At 58.6% G+C, this 19,347-nt stretch carries 18 protein-coding genes and 1 pseudogene; 15 read left to right on the top strand and 4 right to left on the bottom strand.

Translation table 11 applies throughout. The features are described from left to right. Nucleotides 1-127: 127 nt before the first annotated feature. Nucleotides 128-562 (top strand): helix-turn-helix domain-containing protein, encoded by a 435-nt coding sequence (locus tag DTW90_RS21290; protein WP_245512713.1) that lies wholly within the window; start codon nucleotides 128-130, stop codon nucleotides 560-562. Here DTW90_RS21290 and DTW90_RS21285 read toward each other — a convergent pair. From DTW90_RS21285 to DTW90_RS21275, 3 genes are all read right to left on the bottom strand, one after another. Next, nucleotides 559-882, bottom strand: coding sequence for a cupredoxin family copper-binding protein (locus tag DTW90_RS21285; RefSeq protein ID WP_132523433.1), 324 nt, complete (start codon nucleotides 880-882; stop codon nucleotides 559-561). The genes DTW90_RS21290 and DTW90_RS21285 overlap by 4 nt on opposite strands. 10 nt (nucleotides 883-892) lie before the next feature. Further along, nucleotides 893-1,414 (bottom strand): DUF4142 domain-containing protein, encoded by a 522-nt coding sequence (locus DTW90_RS21280; protein WP_132523434.1) that lies wholly within the window; start codon nucleotides 1,412-1,414, stop codon nucleotides 893-895. Between the two features lie 116 nt (nucleotides 1,415-1,530). Then, a complete protein-coding gene (locus DTW90_RS21275; RefSeq protein ID WP_245512714.1) occupies nucleotides 1,531-2,223 on the bottom strand; it encodes an RNA polymerase sigma factor in 693 nt (230 codons plus the stop codon). Nucleotides 2,224-2,650: 427 nt separating this feature from the next. Between DTW90_RS21275 and DTW90_RS21270 the strand changes: the two genes are divergently transcribed. Further along, nucleotides 2,651-3,286, top strand: coding sequence for a VOC family protein (locus DTW90_RS21270; protein ID WP_132523436.1), 636 nt, complete (start codon nucleotides 2,651-2,653; stop codon nucleotides 3,284-3,286). A 123-nt stretch (nucleotides 3,287-3,409) separates the two neighbouring features. Here the strand turns inward: DTW90_RS21270 and DTW90_RS21265 are convergent, their stop codons facing one another. Further along, complete coding sequence (locus DTW90_RS21265) at nucleotides 3,410-5,887, bottom strand: glycogen/starch/alpha-glucan phosphorylase (protein ID WP_149340770.1); 2,478 nt, start codon at nucleotides 5,885-5,887, stop codon at nucleotides 3,410-3,412. A gap of 534 nt (nucleotides 5,888-6,421) precedes the next feature. On the opposite strand from DTW90_RS21265, the gene DTW90_RS21260 reads away from it, so the two are divergent. The 13 genes and pseudogenes from DTW90_RS21260 to DTW90_RS21200 all read left to right on the top strand — a co-directional run bounded on the left by DTW90_RS21260 (nucleotide 6,422) and on the right by DTW90_RS21200 (nucleotide 19,339). Further along, the gene (locus DTW90_RS21260; RefSeq protein ID WP_245512696.1) at nucleotides 6,422-7,342 is read left to right on the top strand and encodes a MurR/RpiR family transcriptional regulator; all 921 of its coding nucleotides are present in this window, start codon (nucleotides 6,422-6,424) and stop codon (nucleotides 7,340-7,342) included. Between the two features lie 73 nt (nucleotides 7,343-7,415). Beyond that, nucleotides 7,416-8,420: an extracellular solute-binding protein gene (locus DTW90_RS21255; protein ID WP_149340731.1), complete on the top strand. Its 1,005-nt coding sequence runs from the start codon at nucleotides 7,416-7,418 to the stop codon at nucleotides 8,418-8,420. Nucleotides 8,421-8,436: 16 nt separating this feature from the next. Next, complete coding sequence (locus tag DTW90_RS21250; RefSeq protein ID WP_246664999.1) at nucleotides 8,437-10,242, top strand: ABC transporter permease subunit; 1,806 nt, start codon at nucleotides 8,437-8,439, stop codon at nucleotides 10,240-10,242. Next, nucleotides 10,239-11,282: an ABC transporter ATP-binding protein gene (locus DTW90_RS21245; protein WP_188080003.1), complete on the top strand. Its 1,044-nt coding sequence runs from the start codon at nucleotides 10,239-10,241 to the stop codon at nucleotides 11,280-11,282. Before DTW90_RS21250 ends, DTW90_RS21245 begins: the two co-directional genes overlap by 4 nt. A gap of 30 nt (nucleotides 11,283-11,312) precedes the next feature. Continuing rightward, on the top strand, nucleotides 11,313-12,068 hold the full coding sequence (locus DTW90_RS21240; protein WP_149340726.1) for a COG4280 domain-containing protein: 756 nt from the start codon (nucleotides 11,313-11,315) through the stop codon (nucleotides 12,066-12,068). Then, entirely contained in the window at nucleotides 12,065-12,271 is a 207-nt protein-coding gene (locus DTW90_RS21235) for a hypothetical protein (protein WP_132523441.1), read from the top strand. Before DTW90_RS21240 ends, DTW90_RS21235 begins: the two co-directional genes overlap by 4 nt. 474 nt (nucleotides 12,272-12,745) lie before the next feature. Beyond that, a complete protein-coding gene (gene phnC, locus DTW90_RS21230; protein ID WP_132523442.1) occupies nucleotides 12,746-13,570 on the top strand; it encodes a phosphonate ABC transporter ATP-binding protein in 825 nt (274 codons plus the stop codon). A 55-nt stretch (nucleotides 13,571-13,625) separates the two neighbouring features. Then, a pseudogene (phnD, locus tag DTW90_RS37630) lies at nucleotides 13,626-14,267 on the top strand (phosphate/phosphite/phosphonate ABC transporter substrate-binding protein); the annotation flags it as partial. A 34-nt stretch (nucleotides 14,268-14,301) separates the two neighbouring features. Further along, entirely contained in the window at nucleotides 14,302-15,297 is a 996-nt protein-coding gene (locus tag DTW90_RS21220) for an MFS transporter (RefSeq protein ID WP_207910549.1), read from the top strand. A 160-nt stretch (nucleotides 15,298-15,457) separates the two neighbouring features. Further along, nucleotides 15,458-15,844, top strand: coding sequence for a cytochrome c family protein (locus DTW90_RS21215; RefSeq protein ID WP_149340723.1), 387 nt, complete (start codon nucleotides 15,458-15,460; stop codon nucleotides 15,842-15,844). Between the two features lie 142 nt (nucleotides 15,845-15,986). Further along, nucleotides 15,987-16,802 carry a cytochrome c oxidase subunit II gene (locus tag DTW90_RS21210; protein WP_132523444.1) on the top strand — a complete coding sequence of 272 codons (816 nt, stop codon included), beginning with the start codon at nucleotides 15,987-15,989 and terminating at the stop codon, nucleotides 16,800-16,802. A gap of 54 nt (nucleotides 16,803-16,856) precedes the next feature. Further along, a complete protein-coding gene (locus tag DTW90_RS21205; protein WP_149340721.1) occupies nucleotides 16,857-18,635 on the top strand; it encodes a cbb3-type cytochrome c oxidase subunit I in 1,779 nt (592 codons plus the stop codon). After that, complete coding sequence (locus tag DTW90_RS21200) at nucleotides 18,632-19,339, top strand: cytochrome c oxidase subunit 3 (RefSeq protein ID WP_149340720.1); 708 nt, start codon at nucleotides 18,632-18,634, stop codon at nucleotides 19,337-19,339. The genes DTW90_RS21205 and DTW90_RS21200 overlap by 4 nt, the downstream gene beginning before the upstream one ends. Nucleotides 19,340-19,347 lie beyond the last annotated feature (8 nt).

Raw genomic sequence — 19,347 nt, 5'->3', positions numbered from 1 at the left:
TGGCGGGACGCTTTGCGGAGCTGTCATCACAAGAGCGTCAGGCATTGCGCGTTTTGCAGGACCGCCGAAAGATGGAGCAATTCGCCTGGATGCGGTAAGCAACGCCGTTGGCCGCCATGAGGATGGAATTTTGAAGGATAGAGATGAAGCACTGACCCCCGCTGACTACGAGGCCCTGGCAAATCTGCGCTATACGCTCAGACAATTCCTGGATTTCAGCACCTCGGCGGCCCAGCAGGAGGGCTTGCCGACACAGCAGCATCAGGCCTTGCTTGCCATCAAGGCGCATTCGGCGACAGAACCGATGACGATCGGCATCCTTGCGGAACGGCTGTTGATCGCCCCCCATACGGCAACGGAATTGGTGGGCAGGCTGGTCGCTGCAGACTACGTTACCCGCCAACCCGATCCGATCGACAAGCGCCGTCAGGCTCTTCGCCTCACGGAGCATGCAGAGCGGGTCCTACGTAAGCTCAGTTCCATCCACTTGACCGAGATTCGCGACATGGCGCCACGGCTGATCCAGATTCTGACGGCATTGCAGTCGGTCCGCGAGGACTAGTTCGCCGCGACATTCAGCCGGGCGCGCATATTGGGATGGAACCGGCAATAGTAGTCAAAGGCCCCACTTTTCGTGACGGTGAAGGACGCGGATTTATGGGCCGGGATCATCACGTCGAAGCGCCCGTCAGCGGTTGCCGTATGCACCATGATGTCTTTGTTCACCCACTCGATCGTATCGCCGATCTTCGCATCGACGGCGGGCGGGTTGAATGTGAGCTTCTCGATCGTGATTTCGATCGTGGCCGCCTGGGCTGGAAAGGAGGCCATGATGATGGCCGCCCCACTCAGCGCCGAGAAAAAGAGGCGCTTCATTTGCATTGCGATGGTCCTATTTCAGCATGGCTGCGACGTGTTCGGCATGCTGTTCATGCCCCTGGAAGACCTTCAGACCCGTCTCCAGCAGATCCTTCAGTTCCGCATTCTTAGCTGAAGGGATGAGCAGCGTTTCAAGCGCGCCATTGACCTGCTTGTGATAGGCAACCTCGTTTTCGACATAGGCCTTGTCGAAGGCAGCGCCCTTAAGCTTGGCGAGCTTTTCCCGCTCGGCGGCGGCGGCCTTCGTTAGGGAACGGCTCGTGTCATTGTCTTTGGGCGTTACCTTGAGCTTCTTGACGAGATCGAGCGCCAGGGTGTTGACGGCCTCATGGTCGCGCAGCATGTCCTTTGCGAAATCAACGACTTCCTTGTTCTTGGAGACCTTCAGCGCCTGCTTTGCAGCCTCGATGTCGATGGCACCGGCCGTGTAGGCTATATGCGCTATCTCTGGATCGGTGGGGGTTGGGCTGGCTGCATAAGCCGCTGGGCTCAGAAAGCAGATGACGGCGATTGCTGCGCTCAATCGAACAGACATAGGTTTGGCTCCTGCTTGGCCGGCTTTTGCTGCCGGGCCGTTATCGACCATCATTGGATGCCGAAGCGTCGAAAACGTTCCCAATTCAGCGAGTTTTCCTGAGGAAATTGCGCGCTCTAATCTTTTAGGCCGAGCCGGCTCATCACGGCTTCTGTCAGCCGCTCGCAACGCCGTCCCGCAAAGGGGAAGGCATCGAGCAGGACCGGTCCGATGCGCTGGTCCAGATGCTGTCGCAGCAGTTTTCTTGCGCGGTGCAATCGCGTCCTGACAGTTTCCGGCCTGATGCCGAGAAGTTCAGCCGTCTCCTCAACGCTCATTCCCTCGATCACGCGGGCAATGAAAACCAGCCGGAACTCGTCCGGCAATTCATCGGTTGCCTCTTCCACAAGACGCAGGATCTGCCGTTGTGCCATTGTCTTTTCCGGATCGTCCAGGGACGAATTGCTTGGGAAATTCAGGATCTGTGCGCCGCTTCCGTCTGTCGGAATGGCAATCTCGCGGCGTCGCGCCGATTGACGGACACGGCCAAGCGCTTCGTTGAGAACGATCCTGTGCAGCCATGTCGACAGCGATGATTGCCCGCGGAACTCCTTGAGATGCCTGAATGCCAGCAGATAGGCCTCCTGAACGACATCCTCGGCAATGCTGTCATCGCGAACGACCCCTCTCGCGATGCGGAACAGTCTTTGATTGTGGCGACGCATGATCGCTCGAAAGGCATTGGGATCGTTTGCGAGCGCCGCGAGAATGAGGTCGCTTTCGCCGGCGTCATTCTTTGACAAGGCTGGATGTGCATTTATGGGCTTCATCGACATCGTGGTGCTCCGATCACCCAGTTGGATGTTGGATGGATCAAAACGTTCCCCAAAATATCATAATGGTTCGAGCTGCGATGTCAGCTTCTCAGGCGTTGCGCCATGCATCATGCAGTTATCATTGATCGCGCGTCTTCGGTGGCCAGCATTTAGAGGGAACAACCTCGCCTTTTTTGCTCGGAAGATTATGTTGATATCTGCTGCCGTCAGTGCCTTTCCCGATGAACCATATGAAGCATCGCAATTCCGGGCGGAGGGCGTTTCTGAAGCTCGTCCACGATTACCCGCCGCGATAAAACGGCCGGGAACAATGCAGGTCTTCACCCCGGGACACGGGGATCGTTCAAGTCGTTGCGTCAGTCGAGTTGAGACAAGAAGGGGCGCCCCGCGCCTTCAGCTACCAGTCACAAGGAGAGAACCCATGACAGCTACCGTCAGCAGAGGCGTGCAAACCGTTGATCTGAAGCTCGAGGTCGTCTTGATCCCTGTCTCGGACGTCGATCGCGCCAAGCGATTTTACGATGGGCTGGGTTGGCGGCTGGACGCCGACTTCCCGGTCGGCGATGCGTTCCGGGTGGTGCAGTTCACGCCGCCGGGTTCGCCGGCATCGATACACTTCGGCATCGGGCTAACGACTGCCGCACCCGGCTCGGCGAGCGGGCTCTATCTGGTCGTATCAGACATCGAGACCGCGCGTGCAGAACTCGTCGCTCGCGGCGCTAATGTCAGCGAAGTCTTTCACCGTGAGGGTCCTGGACAGCCGGCGGTCAGCGGCCGGGATCCTCAGCGGCGCAGCTATCGCTCCTACGCCACCTTCACCGATCCTGATGGCAACGGCTGGTTGCTTCAGGAGGTGACCGAGCGATTGCCCGGACGTGTGGATACGGAGATCACGACCTTTACCTCCTCGCCTGAGCTTGCATCGGCTCTCCGGCGTGCTGCGACCGCGCATGGCGAACACGAAAAACGAACCGGCGGCCAGCATGATGAGAACTGGCCAGATTGGTACGCCGAGTACATTGTGAAGGAACAGGCCGGGAAACCGCTACCCTCGTAAGCGCCTGCGACAAGGCCTTTCTGCGCGTGATCCCCCAACGGGCGGATCACGCGCAGTTTCGATTCTTACCGCAGGTCAACGGCTCCGGATTTAGCCGCTAAGCGACTATATCGCACCGAGATGTCAGCGCACCGGGCAGGGCTTTACCTGCCAGATTTCGGAGGCGTATTGCGCGATTGCACGGTCGCTCGAGAACTTCCCGGAGCCTGCGACATTCAGGATCGCCTTCCGCGCCCATGCATTGCGATCCCCGTAGAGTTCAAAGAGCGCCTGATCTGCCTCCAGATAGGAAGTAAGATCCGCAAGGTGCATGTAGCGATCGCCGTTCTTCAACAGAACGTCGTGCAGTGAGGTGAACGCGCCTCGCTCGTCCTCATTGAAATAGCCGCTGGCAATCAGGTCCAGAGCCTGTCGCGTCTCCGGCTCGTTTTCATAGTGCCAGTACGGATTGTACCAGCCACGGCTTTCGGCGACCTGGTCAGCCGTCAGGCCGAACAGGTAGAAGTTTTCTTCTCCCGCCTCTTCCGCCATCTCGATCGTCGCGCCATCCCGCGTTCCGATGGTGAATGCGCCATTCATCATGAACTTCATGTTGCTGGTGCCGCTGGCTTCGAAGCCCGCTGTCGAGATCTGGTTGGAGACGTCGGCGGCGGGGATCAGCCGCTCGGCGAGCGAAACGCAATATTCCGGGAGGAAGACGACCTTGATCCTGTCGCGGATGACGGGATCGCTGTCGATCTTGATCGCAAGGTTGTTGACGAACTTGATGATCTGCTTTGCCACTTTGTAGGCCGGCGCTGCCTTGCCCGCAAAGAAGAAAGTGCGGGGCGTGACATCGAGTTGCGGGTTCTCGCGCAGTCTGTTGTAGAGCACGATGACCCTCAGCGCATTCAGCAGCTGCCGCTTGTATTCATGTATCCGCTTGATATGGCAATCGAATATGCTGTCGGGATCGACCGACTGACCAGAGGTTTGCTGCAGCCAGTCTGCGAACTTTGCCTTTGAATCGCGTTTTGCCTTCAGGAAGGCATTGCGGAATGCCGCGTCTTCGGCGATTGGCTTCAACGCGGCGATCTTTTCGAAATCGGTCATCCAGCCATCGCCGATTGCGTCGGAGATGACGCGCGACAGGTCCGGATTGGCAAGCAGCAACCACCGACGCGGCGTGACGCCGTTCGTCTTGTTGTTGAAGCGCTGCGGGAATATGTCGGCGAGGTCGCGGACCGTGGTCGTGCGCAGCAGGCCTGAATGGATAGCCGCAACCCCGTTGGTGCTGTGCGAGCCGACAATGGCCAGATTGGCCATGCGAACTTTGTCTTCCGCGCCCTCCTGGATCAAACTTACCCGCTCGACAATTGCCTCATCGCCGGGATAGCGGTTGCGCACGTCGTCGAGGAAGCGCCTGTTGATCTCGTAGATAATCTCAAGCTGACGTGGCAGCATCTGCTGGAAATAGTGCAACGGCCATTTCTCGAGGGCTTCGGGCAGCAGCGTATGGTTGGTGTAGGCAAGCGTGCGCCGCGTAAGGTCCCACGCATGTTCCCAGCCAAGCTGCGCTTCATCGAGGAGGATGCGCATCAGTTCGGGCACTGCCAGGGCGGGATGGGTATCGTTGAGCTGGATGGCGATCTTTTCCGGCAGCCGGTTCCAATCGACGTTGTCGCGGCGGAAGCGACGGACGAGGTCGGCCAGCGAGCAGGCGACCAGGAAATACTCCTGCGCAAAGCGCAGCCCCTGCCCCATCTCGGTGGAATCATCAGGATAAAGGACACGGGTCAGCGTTTGGGCTGCAATGCTGCCAACCAGCGCGCCAACGAAGTCCCCGGAGCTGAATTCCTGGAAGTCGAAAGAATCCGGAGCGGTGGCGCTCCAGAGCCGCAGGCTGTTGATGGTCTTTGCGCCGAAACCCATGATCGGCCGGTCATAGGGGACGCCGATCAATGTCGAGGGGCGATTGCCGACAATCCGCAGATTGCCCTGATGCATCTCGAAGGTGCAGCCCAGCTTGATCTCGACGGCTTCACTGCGGCGTGAAATCTCCCATGGGTCCTGGCGGCGCAGCCAGTTATCCGGCTGTTCGCGCTGCCAGCCACCCTCGATCGATTGCCGAAACATGCCGTACTCGTAGCGCAGCCCGTAACCCATCGCCGGGAGTTCCATCGTCGCCATCGAATCGAGGAAACATGCCGCCAGCCGTCCGAGGCCACCATTGCCAAGCCCGGCATCGGGCTCCTGTTCCATCAGCCCCAACCAATCCAGATTGTTCTGCAGGGCGGTTTGCTCGATGAAGGGATGGAGCATAAGGTTTACGAGGTTGTTGGTCAGCGATCGGCCGATCAGGAATTCCATCGACATGTAGTAGACGCGCTTGGGATTTTCCTGATCGTAGGTCTGCTGGGTCTTGATCCAGCGCTGCGCCAGGATGTCGCGCACGGATCGCGCCACGGCCTCGAAGTGCTGCCGCTTGTAGGCAGTCTCTGGCACCACCAGGGCGTCGGATAGCAGATGGCGCTCAAACATCGCATCGGCGCGCCCGACGAAGGGAACCGAGTTGAAATCGTGAAGTTGAAGATGCTTCTGCACTGCATCGACGTTGGTCATCTCGTCCACGATATTCTCCTCTAATCAATGGATTTTGATTATCATGCCAGTCCGAATGCCATCGCTGCCGATTCAACCCAGCGTCGTTCCCGTTCGCTCGGATGCAGCAGCTCAAATTCTGCGGCGTGACGAAGCGCTATCGGAAACCCTGTTTGGCACAATCCATCTGCAGCGGCCCAAGTCATCTGACCGGGGTCGATAAGGTATTGACGTCGTTAAGATCTGCGACCCAAGCTATGATTTTTCGACGCAAGAAATATGACATGGGCTAACAAATTTCGTGGCCGACGGAAGACGTCGATTCCTGCCCCCACCAGCCCGAGATAGTGGTGCGGCTCTATCGCGTAGGCACATTTTCAGGTGCCTGTCAGCAATCGGGCGGATGGTTCCGCACTATCAGATCAAAACCTCGGTCGCTCGCCGCTTGAGAATGGTGTCGGTTTTGTGATGCCATTCGCCCGGCTGTCATGCGCATGCAATATTTACTACCTAATTGTGATCTTGGTAGCAGCTACTACAGACAGGAATTTGAGCGTGGTCGACAACACCGAGCGGCAGGCAACGACATTCGAACAGCGCGTGCACAGCGTGATGAGCGAACTGAAGCCAGCGGAGCAGCGGGTCGCACAGTTTTTCATCGATCAGAAGCAGGCGGCACTTCTGGGATCTGCCGCGCAGATCGCGGAGCTTGCGGGCGTAAGCGATGCGACAGTCGTGCGTACCGCGCGAGCACTTGGCTTCGAAAGTCTCTCCACACTTCGCGCAGCACTCCTGTCGGAGCTGACCGGCAGCGCATCGCCTGGAAATCGCCTGGCTCGAACATTGGCTGCAACGCATGGAGACGGCGGCGGCGCGCTACAGCATGTCATCGGAATTCATGAGAGTGTTCTCGATGTCCTGCGGCGGCCGAGTATCGCCGAAGGCTTCGAGCGCGCCGTCGACATATTGGCAAAGGCCAAGCGCCGCCATGTCTTTGGCATCGGCCCTTCGGGTTCGATGGCGGACTACGCCACTCTGCAGTTCAACCGAATTGGCCTTCCGACCAATGCGCTTTCCTCCCCAGGCATAGCGCTCGCGGACCATCTGTTGAACCTTGGCCCGGATGACGCGATTTTGATGATGGCCTACGCGCCTCTTTATCGTGAGGTCGAGGTCGTGCTTGAGGTCGCCGGCCGCCTCTCCTTGCCTGTTGTCCTGATCAGCGACAATCTCGGCCCCTTCGTCGCCGATAAGGTCGCGGAGATCCTGCCTGTCCCTCGCGGCAAGGCCGACCATCTCGCCATGCATGGCGGCACCATGGTGCTCCTCGAGGCCATGATCATTGCCCTTGCCGGACGATCTCCTGAGGCAGCCTTCGACAGCCTTGATCGACTGAGTGCTTTGCGTGGTTCCATCGACAAGGCCTGGGCCAAAAGAGGAACCAGGAAGAAAAAGCTTCAGAAAACACCGAACTGACACAAATAGTTTAAAGTAATGTTTTAGTATAAAATTGTCATAATCCTGAAAATTTAAATAATGGAGAGCGGAGATGCTAAATAAATCTATCACTATGCTTGCGTTGAGCGCGGCGATTACGTCGTTCTCGGCCCCGGCATTTTCGGCTGATCTCGTACTTTACGATGCGCTGGATTTCAGCGGCAAGGTCGCAAAGGCATTCGAAGCCAAGACCGGGCTGAAGGTTGACGTTGTCGAGCCCGGCAGCACCGGCGAAGTATTGGGCAAGATTGCAGCCGAGGGTGACAACCCGCAATTCGATATCGTCTGGCTCGACGGATCGGCGGTCATGGAGCGCATGACAGCAGATCATATTCTGCAGCCGGTTCCCGCCGACCTCATCGACAAGGCAGCCTTCACGGATTTCGGCAAGTCGCTGATACCGACGAGCCATGCTTTCCTTCCGACCGGCGCCAGCACCACGGCGATCGAAGTCAACACTAAGAAGGTTGCAGACGACAAGACCCCCAAGTCTTGGGCCGACCTGAAGAATTTCGCGGGCGAAGTCGCCGCCAAGGATCCAAATCTTTCCGGCCCGGCCTATCAGTGGCTGGCAGGGTTCTTCCAGACCAACGGTCTCGATACGGGCAAGGATCTTCTGGCCAAAGTCCTGACCAACAAGTCTCAATCCGGCCTGTCGAGCGGCGGCAAGGTCAATGCTGCGGTTCTGACCGGAAAGGCTTCGGTCGGCATCAATCAGGACAGCGCGATTTTCTCCAAGATTGCCAGCGGCGAACCGGTCAAGGCGGTCTATCCGAGCGAAGGCTCGATCGCACTGCCGCAGGGCCTGGGCATCAGCGCCAAGACGCAGCATATGGACGCGGCCCGCAAGTTCATCGATTTCGTGACGAGCGCCGAGGGCCAGGCTGCGATGCAGGATGGCAAGGATACGGATTTCTACTTCATGCCGCTAATCGTCGGCGTCAAGGGCAAGCCGGGCCGTCCGGCAGACATCGCCTTCATCAGGCTGGACGACAAGGTGGCTTCCAGCCACGAGGCGGAATGGAAGCAATGGTATAAGGATCACTTTGTCCCGTGATTGAACAGTGTCAAAGATGACAGTTCTCCAGAACTTCGGAAGCGCCGCGACATCAGTTCGCGGCGCCGGCATCGGGCGGCTTTTGCCGGGGCGGATCTTCGCTCGGATCGGCGGGCTTGCCGCGCCCGTTGCGATCTATACCGTCTTCCTGTTGCTGATCGGGCTTCCGCTATCCCTCGTGCTGGTCCAGGCGATCATGCCGAAACTGTTCGATATCCAAACTGCGAGTGCGGTTTTCAGCCTCGGACCGCTGGAAAGAGCCTTTGCCTCGCCGCGCATCGTGCAATCGATCCTGAATTCGCTGGAGCTTGCCGCAACTGTCGCGATCACGACCACCGCACTTGGCGGCGCGTTTGCGGTTCTCATCCAGCGATGCAATATCCCCTTGCGTGGGCTCATCGGCGCCGCGCCCTGGCTGGTGTTCCTGACGCCCTCCTATCTGAAGGCGCTTGCATGGGTCTTGCTGATGTCGCCCGGCGGCTACCTTGTGCAAATCGGCTTGCTGCCCTCAGGATGGAGCGAAGCTTTTTTCAGTATCGCGGGTCTTGTTTTCGTTCATACGCTCGGTCTCTTCCCGCTCGCCAGCTTCATCATATCAAGTGCTCTGACCGGGCTCGGCAGTGAACTCGAAGACGCCGCACGGCTCGCGGGCGCGTCGCCCTCCACGATATGGCTTAGGGTTAATGGTCCTTTGCTGGCACCGGCCATCGCCCTCAGCATTATCGCCACCTTCGCGGAAGTCCTGTCGGATTTCGGCCTGGCGTCAACCATCGCCAGGACCTCGAATTTCGGCGTCCTGACCTATGGGATATATTCCGCAACCAGCGACTACCCCGTCGACTTTGCATCCGCCGGGGCGCAGGCGCTTATCCTTCTGACATTGGTTCTTCTGGTCGTCATGGCCGATCGTCTTTTGCGACGCAGGGCGGACCCACGCCTGATCACAGGGCGCGGCCGGCCTGTTCGTCGTTACGAGCTCGGCGCCTTTCGATGGCTCGCTGCCGGGGCAGGCCTGGCGGTCGTCTTCCTTGCACTGTTCTTGCCGATTATTGCCGTTTCGATACGCGCGCTAAGCCAGACCCTGGGTCTTGGGCTCGGCTGGGATAATTTCACGTTGGAAAATGTCCGTGCGGCCTTGGCTTCGGACACGCCAGCGCATGCGGGACTATTGCGCAGCCTCGGATACGCAGGTCTGGCGGCGGCAATCTCGACTTGCCTGGCCCTTCTCCTCTGTGTGCGACTGGACAAAGCCAATTCCGTGATGCGAACGATCGCCGTCGGCCTGTCGCTCGGCGCCGTTGCCATCCCCGGCATTGTCCTCGGCTTCGGCTACATACTCGTCTGGAACCGGCTGCCCGGCTTCAGGGATTGGCCCTTCCCGCACTATGGCGATGGCTCCCTGCTCGTAACAGGTTACGTCGCCGCCGCCCTGCCCTATTGTCTTGTCGTGATCCTGTCGGCCATCGGCCAGCTCGCCCTGAGCCTGACCGATGCGGCCCGCCTGCAGGGGGTTGGTGCATTTCGTCGCCTGCGGGCAATAACGGTGCCGTTGATCTTCCTGAGCACGGTGACGGCTTTCCTGCTGACGTTCATTCGCACTGTATTCGAGCTGCCGATGTCACAGATGCTCATACCGCTCAACGGCCCGGTCGCGCCGACGCTCATTCTGAAATTGTTCAGCCACGACCAGGACGGGCTTGCATGCGCGATCGCGCTGCTCGCCATGATCTTTGCCGGCGGCAGCGCTTCGTTGATCTGGATGGTCGCGCGGCGCTTTCAACCGAAGAACCATCGCCTCATCGCCGGAAGGAGCCACTCATGACCGCTTCCCTGGATTGCGTCGGCATCAACAAGAGCCTTGGGGGCGCGCCGGTGCTTCGCAACCTGCATCTGAAGATCAATGCGGGTGAAGTCGTGTCATTGCTTGGAGCCAGCGGCTCGGGCAAGACGACATTGTTGCGGATCATCGCCGGCCTGATCAATCCCGATAGCGGCCTGGTGAAATTCGACGACACCGTTGTCTGGAGCGACAGATCAGTCGTTCCCCCGGAAAAGCGCCGCGTCGGCATGGTCTTCCAGGATTATGCGCTCTGGCCGCACATGACCGTTTCGCAGAACCTGACCTTCGGCCTTCAATCGCAGCGGCTGTCCGACGCCGAGCAGACGATGCGGGCGGAGCATGCATTGGAGGTTACGCGGCTTGCCCCCTATCGCAATCGCTATCCGGCCGAGCTTTCCGGCGGCCAGCAGCAGCGTGTTGCCATCGCTCGCTGCCTGGCGGCGCGGCCGGCACTGATGCTGTTTGACGAACCTCTCAGCAATCTCGATGCAGCCCTGCGGGAAGATATGCGCGTCGAAATGATGGAGCTGGTGCGCCGGGAAGCGATCACGGCCGTTTATGTCACCCACGATCAGGCGGAGGCCATGGCGGTGTCCGACCGCATCGCGGTCATGCGATCAGGGGTCATTGCCCAGCTCGACACACCTCAGGCCATTTATGAGACACCCGCTGATGCCTTCGTGGCAAGCTTCATCGGCGGCTTTTCGATCGTGCCCGGTCAGGCCAGCAACGGCCAGTTCAAGATCGAGAATGCGTCGAACGAACCGTTGCGGACATCCGGCGCCCACAATGGCAATGCGCTTCTGGTCGTTCGCCCCGAAGACGCTCGCCCCCGCGATGCCTTCCCTGACAACAGCGTTCAGGGTATCGTTCAGTCCTCGGCGTTTCAGGGACGTTGCTGGCGTCTGATACTCGATATCGGGCCGCACCGCATCAAGCTCGATTGGCCGCAGGCGATGCCCGCTGGAGCGCCGCTGACCTTCTCCCTCCCGCCCGAACGCTGCGTCGTGCTCGCCGCTTAACGTCTTTCAGTTGAATCCAGGACCATTGCATTGAACAATCTCACCCCCATTCTATCGACCGTCACGGCGTCCTTTCTCGGCTCCTTCGTCGAAGTGGTCGAAGCCTTCACCATCGTCCTTGCCGTCGGGATCACCAGAAGCTGGCGCCCGGCACTGACGGGAGCGGCTCTTGCGCTCGCCGTGCTTGCCGCGCTGGTGGTTGTTTTCGGCCCGCTGCTGGCATTGGTGCCGATAACCACGCTGCAATTCGTCGTCGGCGTTCTGCTGATCCTGTTCGGCATGCGCTGGCTGCGCAAAGCGATCTTGCGTTCACTCGGCGTCATTGCGCTCCACGATGAGGATGCCGCCTTTTCGAAAGAGACGGCCGCCTTGCGGCAGCAGGCGGGGCATAGCCGCGCGGACTATCTTGCCGGCATTGCCTCGTTCAAGGCAGTGCTGCTCGAAGGGGTCGAGGTCGTATTTATCGTCATCGCGGTCGGCGGCGCCCATGGCCTGACCTTCTATGCCAGCCTCGGTGCTTTGGCCGCTTTCATCCTCGTCATGCTGATCGGCCTTTTGGTCCACCGTCCGCTTGCGACAGTGCCCGAGAACACGCTGAAATTCGTTGTCGGTCTCATGCTGACGAGTTTCGGGATTTTCTGGACGGGAGAAGGATTGGGAGCGGATTGGCCAGGTGCCGATCTCGCCCTCATCGCAATCTTCGCCGTCGTGGCCGCTGCGTCCTACGCCATCATCCGCAGCATGCGCAACGCCAGCCAGACATCTACAGCAAAGGCCGCCAAATGAGTGTCATTCGTATCGCAATTTCCGAACTGATCGGCATGTTCATCGATGACGGCAGCCTTGCCGCATTGGCAGTGATCCTGATTTTGGCCGTAACAGCCGCAATCAAGCTGGCTGCATTGCCTCCGCTGATCGGCGGTCTTCTCCTCCTGGTCGGTTGTCTCGCGATCCTCGCCTACAGTGTTCGCCGGGCAGTCAAGCGGTAACCCATCGCGACGCGTAGCCGCCGCATAACGCTCCGCAAAGCGATCATACCCGGCTGCGATCGGGATCCGAGATTGCGAGAAGTCCATCCGAGCCATGATGGACTTCTCGCGCGTTGTCACGCGCCATGAAGCCGAGACAAAGCCCAAATCAGATGGGCTGCCAGGCTGCGCAACAGCGCCGACTTCCGCTCAAAAAACCCTCCTCTAAAGATAGTTTGTCCTGCTAAAGCGCCGATACGACGCCTGCGCAGGCGCCTGCCGATGCGTCGCACGGCATCCAAAAATCCAACGCGTAATACAAATGTCACGTTTCTAAGTATAAGATAACACATCAGTATGTACAAACGGACCCATCCGAAATAAAAACCTGTGCTTTTGCAGAATAAATCATTTTTATGACCATACCACCAAGCATATATGTTCGCTTCTCGCGCGAATCTTCTTGGTGATAGGTACGATAAGATTGGAGACAGCATGCTGAAACTCAGCGCTGTAACGAAACGTTTTGGCTCATCTATAGCGGTCAACGGTATCGATCTCGACATAGACAAGGGTCAAATCATCGGCGTCATCGGACGCTCGGGCGCGGGCAAATCGACATTGCTGCGGATTATCAATCGGTTGATCGATCCGAGCGAAGGCACGATCGAATTCGACGGCAAGCGCGTGAGCGAATTGAGGGGTCGGGATCTTCGGCTGTGGCGTGCGCGCTGCGCCATGATCTTCCAGCAATTCAATCTGGTGAACCGCCTCGACGTGCTCACCAACGTGCTCGTCGGCCGCGTTGCGTCAAGCGGAACCCTGCCGATCCTCTTCAAGCAGTTTTCCGCTGAGGAGCGTACGATGGCGGCCAAGGCGCTCGATCGCCTCAACCTGCTCCCGCACGCCCTGCAGCGCGCCGATACGCTGTCCGGTGGCCAGCAACAGCGTGTAGCGATCGCCCGCGCGCTCGTGCAGATGCCTGACATCGTTCTTGCCGACGAGCCGATCGCTTCGCTCGACCCGCACAATGCGCGTCTCGTCATGGAGGCACTGAAGACGATCAATCGCGAAGACGGCATCACCGTCATCTGCAATCTGCACACGCTCGATGCCGCCCGCACCTATTGCACCCGCATCATCGGTCTCGCCAAGGGCTCCGTCGTCTTCGACGGAGCGCCGGAAGCTCTGACCAACGACATATTGCAACGGATCTATGGAGAGGATGGCGGCGCACCGGTCGACGAACGTCTCACCTCCGGTCAATTCGGGCGTCCCCAGACCCACCCGGTCTGGACGGAACCGCTCGCCACAGCTTGACGGGCACCCGCCCGTCATATGTCCAGTAAAATATTAAAATGTATGGAGTTTTTCAATGACGTCCAATATCACCCGCCGCGCCACGGTCGCGGCATTCCTGGCCGGCGCCCTGATGATCGGCGCCGTTCCTGCTAAAGCCGATTGGCATGACCAGTTCAAGGAACTCAATTTCGGCATTTCGAGCTCGGAAAACGAGCGCGATGCGGTTGCCCGCTACGATGCCTTCGCTGCCTATATGACGAAGAAGCTCGGCGTTCCCGTCCATGTCATCTGGGGCACGGACTACGCCGCCGTCTTCGAAGCGCTGCACTCCAACAAGATCCAGTTCGCCACGATCGGCGCCGCCAACTACGCGCTCGGTCGCAAGGTCATGGGCAACAACATCACCGCCGTTGCCACCAGCGAAGACAATTTCGGCTCGACCGGCTATCACTCGGTCATCGTCGTCAAGGCTGACAGCCCGTACCAGAAGATCGACGACCTGAGGGGCAAGGTACTTGCCTGGGCCGACCCGAACTCGACCTCCGGCTATGCCGTGCCGCTCTACTTCATGAAGAAATCAGGCATCGATCCTTCCACCTTCTTCTCCAAGACGCCTTTCTCCGGCAGCCATGAACTCGGCGTCGTCGGCGTCGTCAACGGCACCTTCGATGCGGCCGCCGACGACTGGACCAATCCGCAGAAGAGCAACGCTCAGCGCATGGAATCAAAGGGCATGGTCGGCATACATCATGAACAACCGTATCGTGACCACCTGGTTTCCGGAGCGGGAGCGCGCCAGCACGATCGGCATCTACACCTCGGCCCAATATGTCGGACTTGGCTTTCTCACGCCGCTATTGGTCTGGATGGAGGCTGGCTACGGCTGGCGGTCGGTCTTCGTCTTCACCGGCGTGCTTGGCCTTGCGGTCGCTGCGATATGGGCACTTGTCTATCGTGATCCGGATCGCTTTCGCGGCACCAATCAGGCCGAACGCGATCTTATCGCCGAGGGCGGCGGCATTCCTGACCTCAGCACGCGCCTTGCCGCACAGCAGTCCAAGCGCGATGCCTTTTCCTGGCACGATCTTGCCATCGTACTCAGCCGCAAGAAGCTCTGGGGCATCTATATCGGCCAGTTCTGCTACCTGGCATCAGCGAATTTTTTCCTGACCTGGTTTCCGACCTATCTGGTTCAATATCGACACCTTGATTTCATCAAGGCCGCATCGATACCGTTTCTCGCCGGGTTCGCGGGGGTGCTCGTGTCCGGTTTCTTTTCCGACGCTCTGCTTCGTCGGGGCTTTACGCTCGGTGCTTCGCGCAAAATTCCAGTGCTTGTCGGCATCGCCCTATCGGTGCTGATCATTGGCGCGCAATTCGTCGATGCTCCGGAACTCATCATTCTGTTTCTCTGTCTCCGCTCTTGCTCCGGAGCGCCTGATCGGCCTGACCGGCGGGGTCTTCAACCTCTTCGGCGGGCTCTCCGGCGTGATCATCCCGATCGCGATCGGCTATCTCGTCCAGGCAGGCGGTTTCGGGGCAGCATTAGCAATGTGTTCCTTGCTGGCGATCATCGCGGCGTTTTCATACATTTTCCTGGTCGGGAAAATGGAGCGCGTCGCCGAGTGATCTCCGATATAGGAAGAGCTGCGCTTCCTGAAAAATCGGACTTGCGACTGCGAAATGCGCGGTCGCAAGTCCCGCCTGTTCCTCCCCGCGCAATGTCCACCTTCAGTAAAAATTGAATAGAACGGCGGCTCGTTCTCGAAAAGAGATGCCGGTCCTGTTTTCGCAACGCACCATATCGCGCCGTCTGTTAAACGGTGAATGGAATTATACTCGTCTTTCATGTATAAAATGGAATTCAGCTTCGTTCAGGGCAGCCTTTTGGAGAGGAGAGTTGCCATGTGGAACCGTTTTGCTTTGATCAGCCTGTTTATTGTAAGTCTTTCGCCTTACTGCGCAGTGGCTCAGGAAGGAGATGTTTCAGCCGGTGCCGTCGTCTTCAAGAAATGCGCCATCTGCCATATCGCCGATACGGACAAGAACAAGATCGGGCCATCACTGAACGGTCTATTCGGCAGGACGGCCGGCACGCACCCTGACTTCAGCTATTCGCCGGCGATGCAACAGGCAGGCAAGGGTGGACTGGTGTGGAGTGAAACAGAGCTACGCGATTACCTTCATGATCCCAAGACTAAGGTTAAGGGAACGAAGATGACCTTCGTCGGTCTGAAGGACGATACCGAGATCACCAATCTCATCGCCTATCTGAAGCAATATTCCAAATAGAGGGCGAAATCCCACAAGCTTCGCTGCCGGACTGTTTTCATCCCCTAATTGTCCGCTCAGGCTTTGTGTGAGATAATACTAATAAGCTTCTCCGACAGATTGTGGATATGTCCACCGCCGGGTCGCGGTCAGGGGGCAGCGCATGATTGTCGTGCTGATTCTTGTACTTGTCGTGGTGGGATCAATCGTCTTCCACCTGCTTAGTCCGTGGTGGTGGACACCGATAGCGTCGAACTGGAGCTACATCGACAATACCATCGTCATAACATTCTGGATTACCGGCTTCGTCTTTGCGGCGGTCATATCCTTCATGGCCTATTGCGTCTGGCGCTTCAGGCATCGGCCGGGATCAACGGCTGCCTATCAACCCGAAAACAAGCGCTTGGAGTGGTGGCTTGCCGGCGGAACCGCGCTTGGTGTCTCGGCAATGCTGACGCCCGGCCTTTTCGTATGGAGCCAGTTCGTTACCGTCCCTGCCAATGCCAGCAAGGTGGAAGTCGTCGGTCAGCAATGGCAGTGGAGCTTCCGCTTGCCGGGGGCGGATGGCCGGCTCGGTCGGGCAGAGACGCGCAACGTCACGTCCGACAATCCGCTTGGTGTTGACCGAAATGATCCGGCTTCCCTCGATGACGTCGTCATTTCAGGAGGCGAGTTGCATCTGCCAATCGGCAAGCCGGTCGAGGTTCTGCTGCGCTCGATCGACGTTCTCCATGATTTCTACGTTCCCGAATTTCGGGCCAAGATGGACATGATCCCCGGCACCGTCACCTACTATTGGTTCACGCCGACACGAACGGGAACTTTCGAAGTCCTCTGTGCAGAATTGTGTGGCGTCGGCCATCCGCAAATGCGCGGAACGGTGGTCATCGATGACGACGACGCCTACCGGACCTGGCTGCAGCAACAGCCGACATTTTCGCAATCCTTAGCATCAATAGAAAATCTGCCGTCGAAGTGAGGATGAGGCGGTCAGAAATGAAAGGCGTGCCGTAGGGAATAGGGAGGATGCAGCATGGTCGACATTCGATCGGGCGTTGGGGAAGCGATCCCACCTGCCGAAGTTGAGGATGTGGAACTTTATCACCCGAAGAGCTGGTGGACGAAATATGTCTTCAGCCAGGATGCCAAGATCATCGCCATCCAATATGCCATGACCGCCATTGCGATCGGCATGGTGGCACTCGTTCTGTCGTGGCTGATGCGGCTGCAGCTCGGATTTCCCGGCTCTTTCTCCTTTATCGATGCGGAACATTATTATCAGTTCATCACCATGCACGGCATGATCATGGTGATCTATTTGCTGACAGCGCTGTTTCTGGGCGGGTTCGGCAACTATCTCATCCCGCTGATGCTCGGCGCGCGCGACATGGTCTTTCCCTATGCGAACATGCTGAGCTATTGGCTCTATCTGCTGGCTGTACTGGTGCTTGTCGCCGGCTTTTTTGCTCCCGGCGGACCGACGGGCGCCGGCTGGACGCTCTATCCGCCGCAGGCGCTTTTATCCGGCACGCCCGGCGGACGCGACTGGGGCATCATTCTGATGCTTTCCTCGCTGATCCTGTTCATCATCGGCTTCACCATGGGCGGCCTGAACTATGTTGTCACAGTGCTTCAGGGGCGCGCCCGCGGTATGACGCTGATGCGCATGCCCTTGACCGTGTGGGGCATATTCACCGCAACAGTCATGGCGCTCCTTGCCTTCCCGGCACTCTTCGTCGCCGCCGTGATGATGCTGTTCGACCGGCTGCTGGGCACCAGTTTCTTCATGCCCGCAATTGTCGAAATGGGCGAACAGTTGAAGCAGGGTGGCGGCAGTCCCATTCTCTTCCAGCACCTGTTCTGGTTCTTCGGACATCCCGAAGTGTACATCGTCGCCCTGCCCGCTTTCGGCATCGTTTCCGATCTGATCAGCACCCATGCCCGCAAGAATATTTTCGGCTACCGGATGATGGTCTGGGCGATCCTCATCATTGCGGCGCTAAGCTTCATTGTCTGGGCGCACCATATGTATGTCAGCGGCATGAATCCGAACTTTGGGTTCTTTTTTGCGACCACCACCCTCATCATCGCGATCCCGACTGCGATCAAGGTCTATAACTGGGTGCTCACCCTCTGGCGCGGCGATATCCATCTGACGCTGCCGATGCTCTTCGCACTCGCCTTCATCGTCACCTTCGTCAATGGAGGCCTCACCGGGCTCTTTCTCGGCAATGTCGTCGTCGACGTGCCGCTATCAGACACGATGTTCGTCGTCGCGCATTTCCACATGGTCATGGGCGTGGCGCCGATCATGGTCGTGTTCGGCGCGATCCATCACTGGTATCCCAAAGTGACGGGTCGCATGCTGAATGTGACGATGGGCCATATCCACTATTGGATCACCTTCCTCGGCGCCTATGCAATCTTCTTTCCCATGCACTATCTCGGCCTGCTGGGCGTGCCCCGCCGCTATTACGAACTGGGCGAGACCGCCTTCATTCCGCCATCGGCGCATACGCTGAACGAGTTCATTACGGTTGCCGCCCTGATCGTCGGCGCGGCACAAATATTGTTCCTGTTCAATCTGGGCTGGAGCCTGTTCCGGGGCAAAGCATCCGGCGGCAACCCCTGGTGCGCGACGACGCTGGAATGGCAGACGCCGCAAACGCCGCCCGTTCACGGAAACTGGGGCAAGGAGCTGCCCATCGTCTATCGCTGGCCTTACGACTACAGCGTTCCGGGTGCGCCCGAGGACTTCATACCGCAGAACCAGCCACCTTCAAGCGCAACGGCAAGGGGTGCCGCGGCATGAGCGCGATCCTCGTCTTCCTCGCGGGCATCTTTGGCATCGTCGGCTGGTGGCTGGCAAGACAGCGGCTGACGTCCAAACCCTGGCTGGAGACCGAGCGTGCTGGCGATTTGCCCGATATCCAGCGATCCCCTTTACCGACCGCCAAGATCGGTCTTGGCATTTTTCTCGCTGTCGTCTGTGCGCTGTTTACCCTGCTTATCAGCGCCTACCTTACACGCATGGGCAGCGCCGACTGGTGGGGAATGCCCGTGCCGCCTTTGCTATGGGTCAACACGGCAGTTCTCCTGGTTAACGGCGCATCGATGGAATGGGCGAAAGCCGAGGCCAGGTTCAGCCTCGGCGAGACCCTCAACACCGCGTTGGCTATGGCGTTCGGAACGGGTTTTCTGTTCCTTCTCGGCCAGCTTCTCGTGTGGTGGCAGCTCGTGTCGGCTGGCTATGTGCTTGCCGATAACCCCGCAAACAGCTTCTTTTACATGATCACCGGAATTCATGGCCTGCACATCATCGGCGGGCTTTTCGTGCTGGGACGCGCGACGGTCCGCGCCCGAAGCAATTTCACATGGTCGAAGATGCGTCTCAGCGTGGACCTGTGCGCCACCTATTGGCATGTCATGCTCATCATCTGGCTCGTTATGTTCGCGCTTTTTGCCGGATGGGCCAACAGCTTCGCCTATCTCTGCCGCCAATTGGTGGTCACCTGAGGAGTTTC

It is taken from the genome of Neorhizobium sp. P12A (assembly GCF_008365395.1).
Classification (GTDB): domain Bacteria; phylum Pseudomonadota; class Alphaproteobacteria; order Rhizobiales; family Rhizobiaceae; genus Rhizobium.
The sequence above is the reverse complement of the archived record's forward strand: the minus strand, read 5'-3'. Positions and strand labels throughout refer to the sequence as shown.

Excerpts from the sequence above, each read along its gene's own strand:
- DTW90_RS21255 (WP_149340731.1), top strand. The coding sequence starts at position 7,416 with ATGCTAAATAAATCTATCACTATGCTTGCGTTGAGCGCGGCGATTACG.
- DTW90_RS21235 (WP_132523441.1), top strand. The coding sequence starts at position 12,065 with ATGAGTGTCATTCGTATCGCAATTTCCGAACTGATCGGCATGTTCATC.
- DTW90_RS21250 (WP_246664999.1), top strand. The coding sequence starts at position 8,437 with ATGACAGTTCTCCAGAACTTCGGAAGCGCCGCGACATCAGTTCGCGGC.
- DTW90_RS21245 (WP_188080003.1), top strand. The coding sequence starts at position 10,239 with ATGACCGCTTCCCTGGATTGCGTCGGCATCAACAAGAGCCTTGGGGGC.
- DTW90_RS21215 (WP_149340723.1), top strand. The coding sequence starts at position 15,458 with ATGTGGAACCGTTTTGCTTTGATCAGCCTGTTTATTGTAAGTCTTTCG.
- DTW90_RS21270 (WP_132523436.1), top strand. The coding sequence starts at position 2,651 with ATGACAGCTACCGTCAGCAGAGGCGTGCAAACCGTTGATCTGAAGCTC.
- DTW90_RS21275 (WP_245512714.1), bottom strand. The coding sequence starts at position 2,223 with ATGAAGCCCATAAATGCACATCCAGCCTTGTCAAAGAATGACGCCGGC.
- DTW90_RS21205 (WP_149340721.1), top strand. The coding sequence starts at position 16,857 with ATGGTCGACATTCGATCGGGCGTTGGGGAAGCGATCCCACCTGCCGAA.
- DTW90_RS21285 (WP_132523433.1), bottom strand. The coding sequence starts at position 882 with ATGCAAATGAAGCGCCTCTTTTTCTCGGCGCTGAGTGGGGCGGCCATC.
- phnC (WP_132523442.1), top strand. The coding sequence starts at position 12,746 with ATGCTGAAACTCAGCGCTGTAACGAAACGTTTTGGCTCATCTATAGCG.
- DTW90_RS21220 (WP_207910549.1), top strand. The coding sequence starts at position 14,302 with ATGAACAACCGTATCGTGACCACCTGGTTTCCGGAGCGGGAGCGCGCC.
- DTW90_RS21210 (WP_132523444.1), top strand. The coding sequence starts at position 15,987 with ATGATTGTCGTGCTGATTCTTGTACTTGTCGTGGTGGGATCAATCGTC.
- DTW90_RS21280 (WP_132523434.1), bottom strand. The coding sequence starts at position 1,414 with ATGTCTGTTCGATTGAGCGCAGCAATCGCCGTCATCTGCTTTCTGAGC.
- DTW90_RS21200 (WP_149340720.1), top strand. The coding sequence starts at position 18,632 with ATGAGCGCGATCCTCGTCTTCCTCGCGGGCATCTTTGGCATCGTCGGC.
- DTW90_RS21265 (WP_149340770.1), bottom strand. The coding sequence starts at position 5,887 with ATGACCAACGTCGATGCAGTGCAGAAGCATCTTCAACTTCACGATTTC.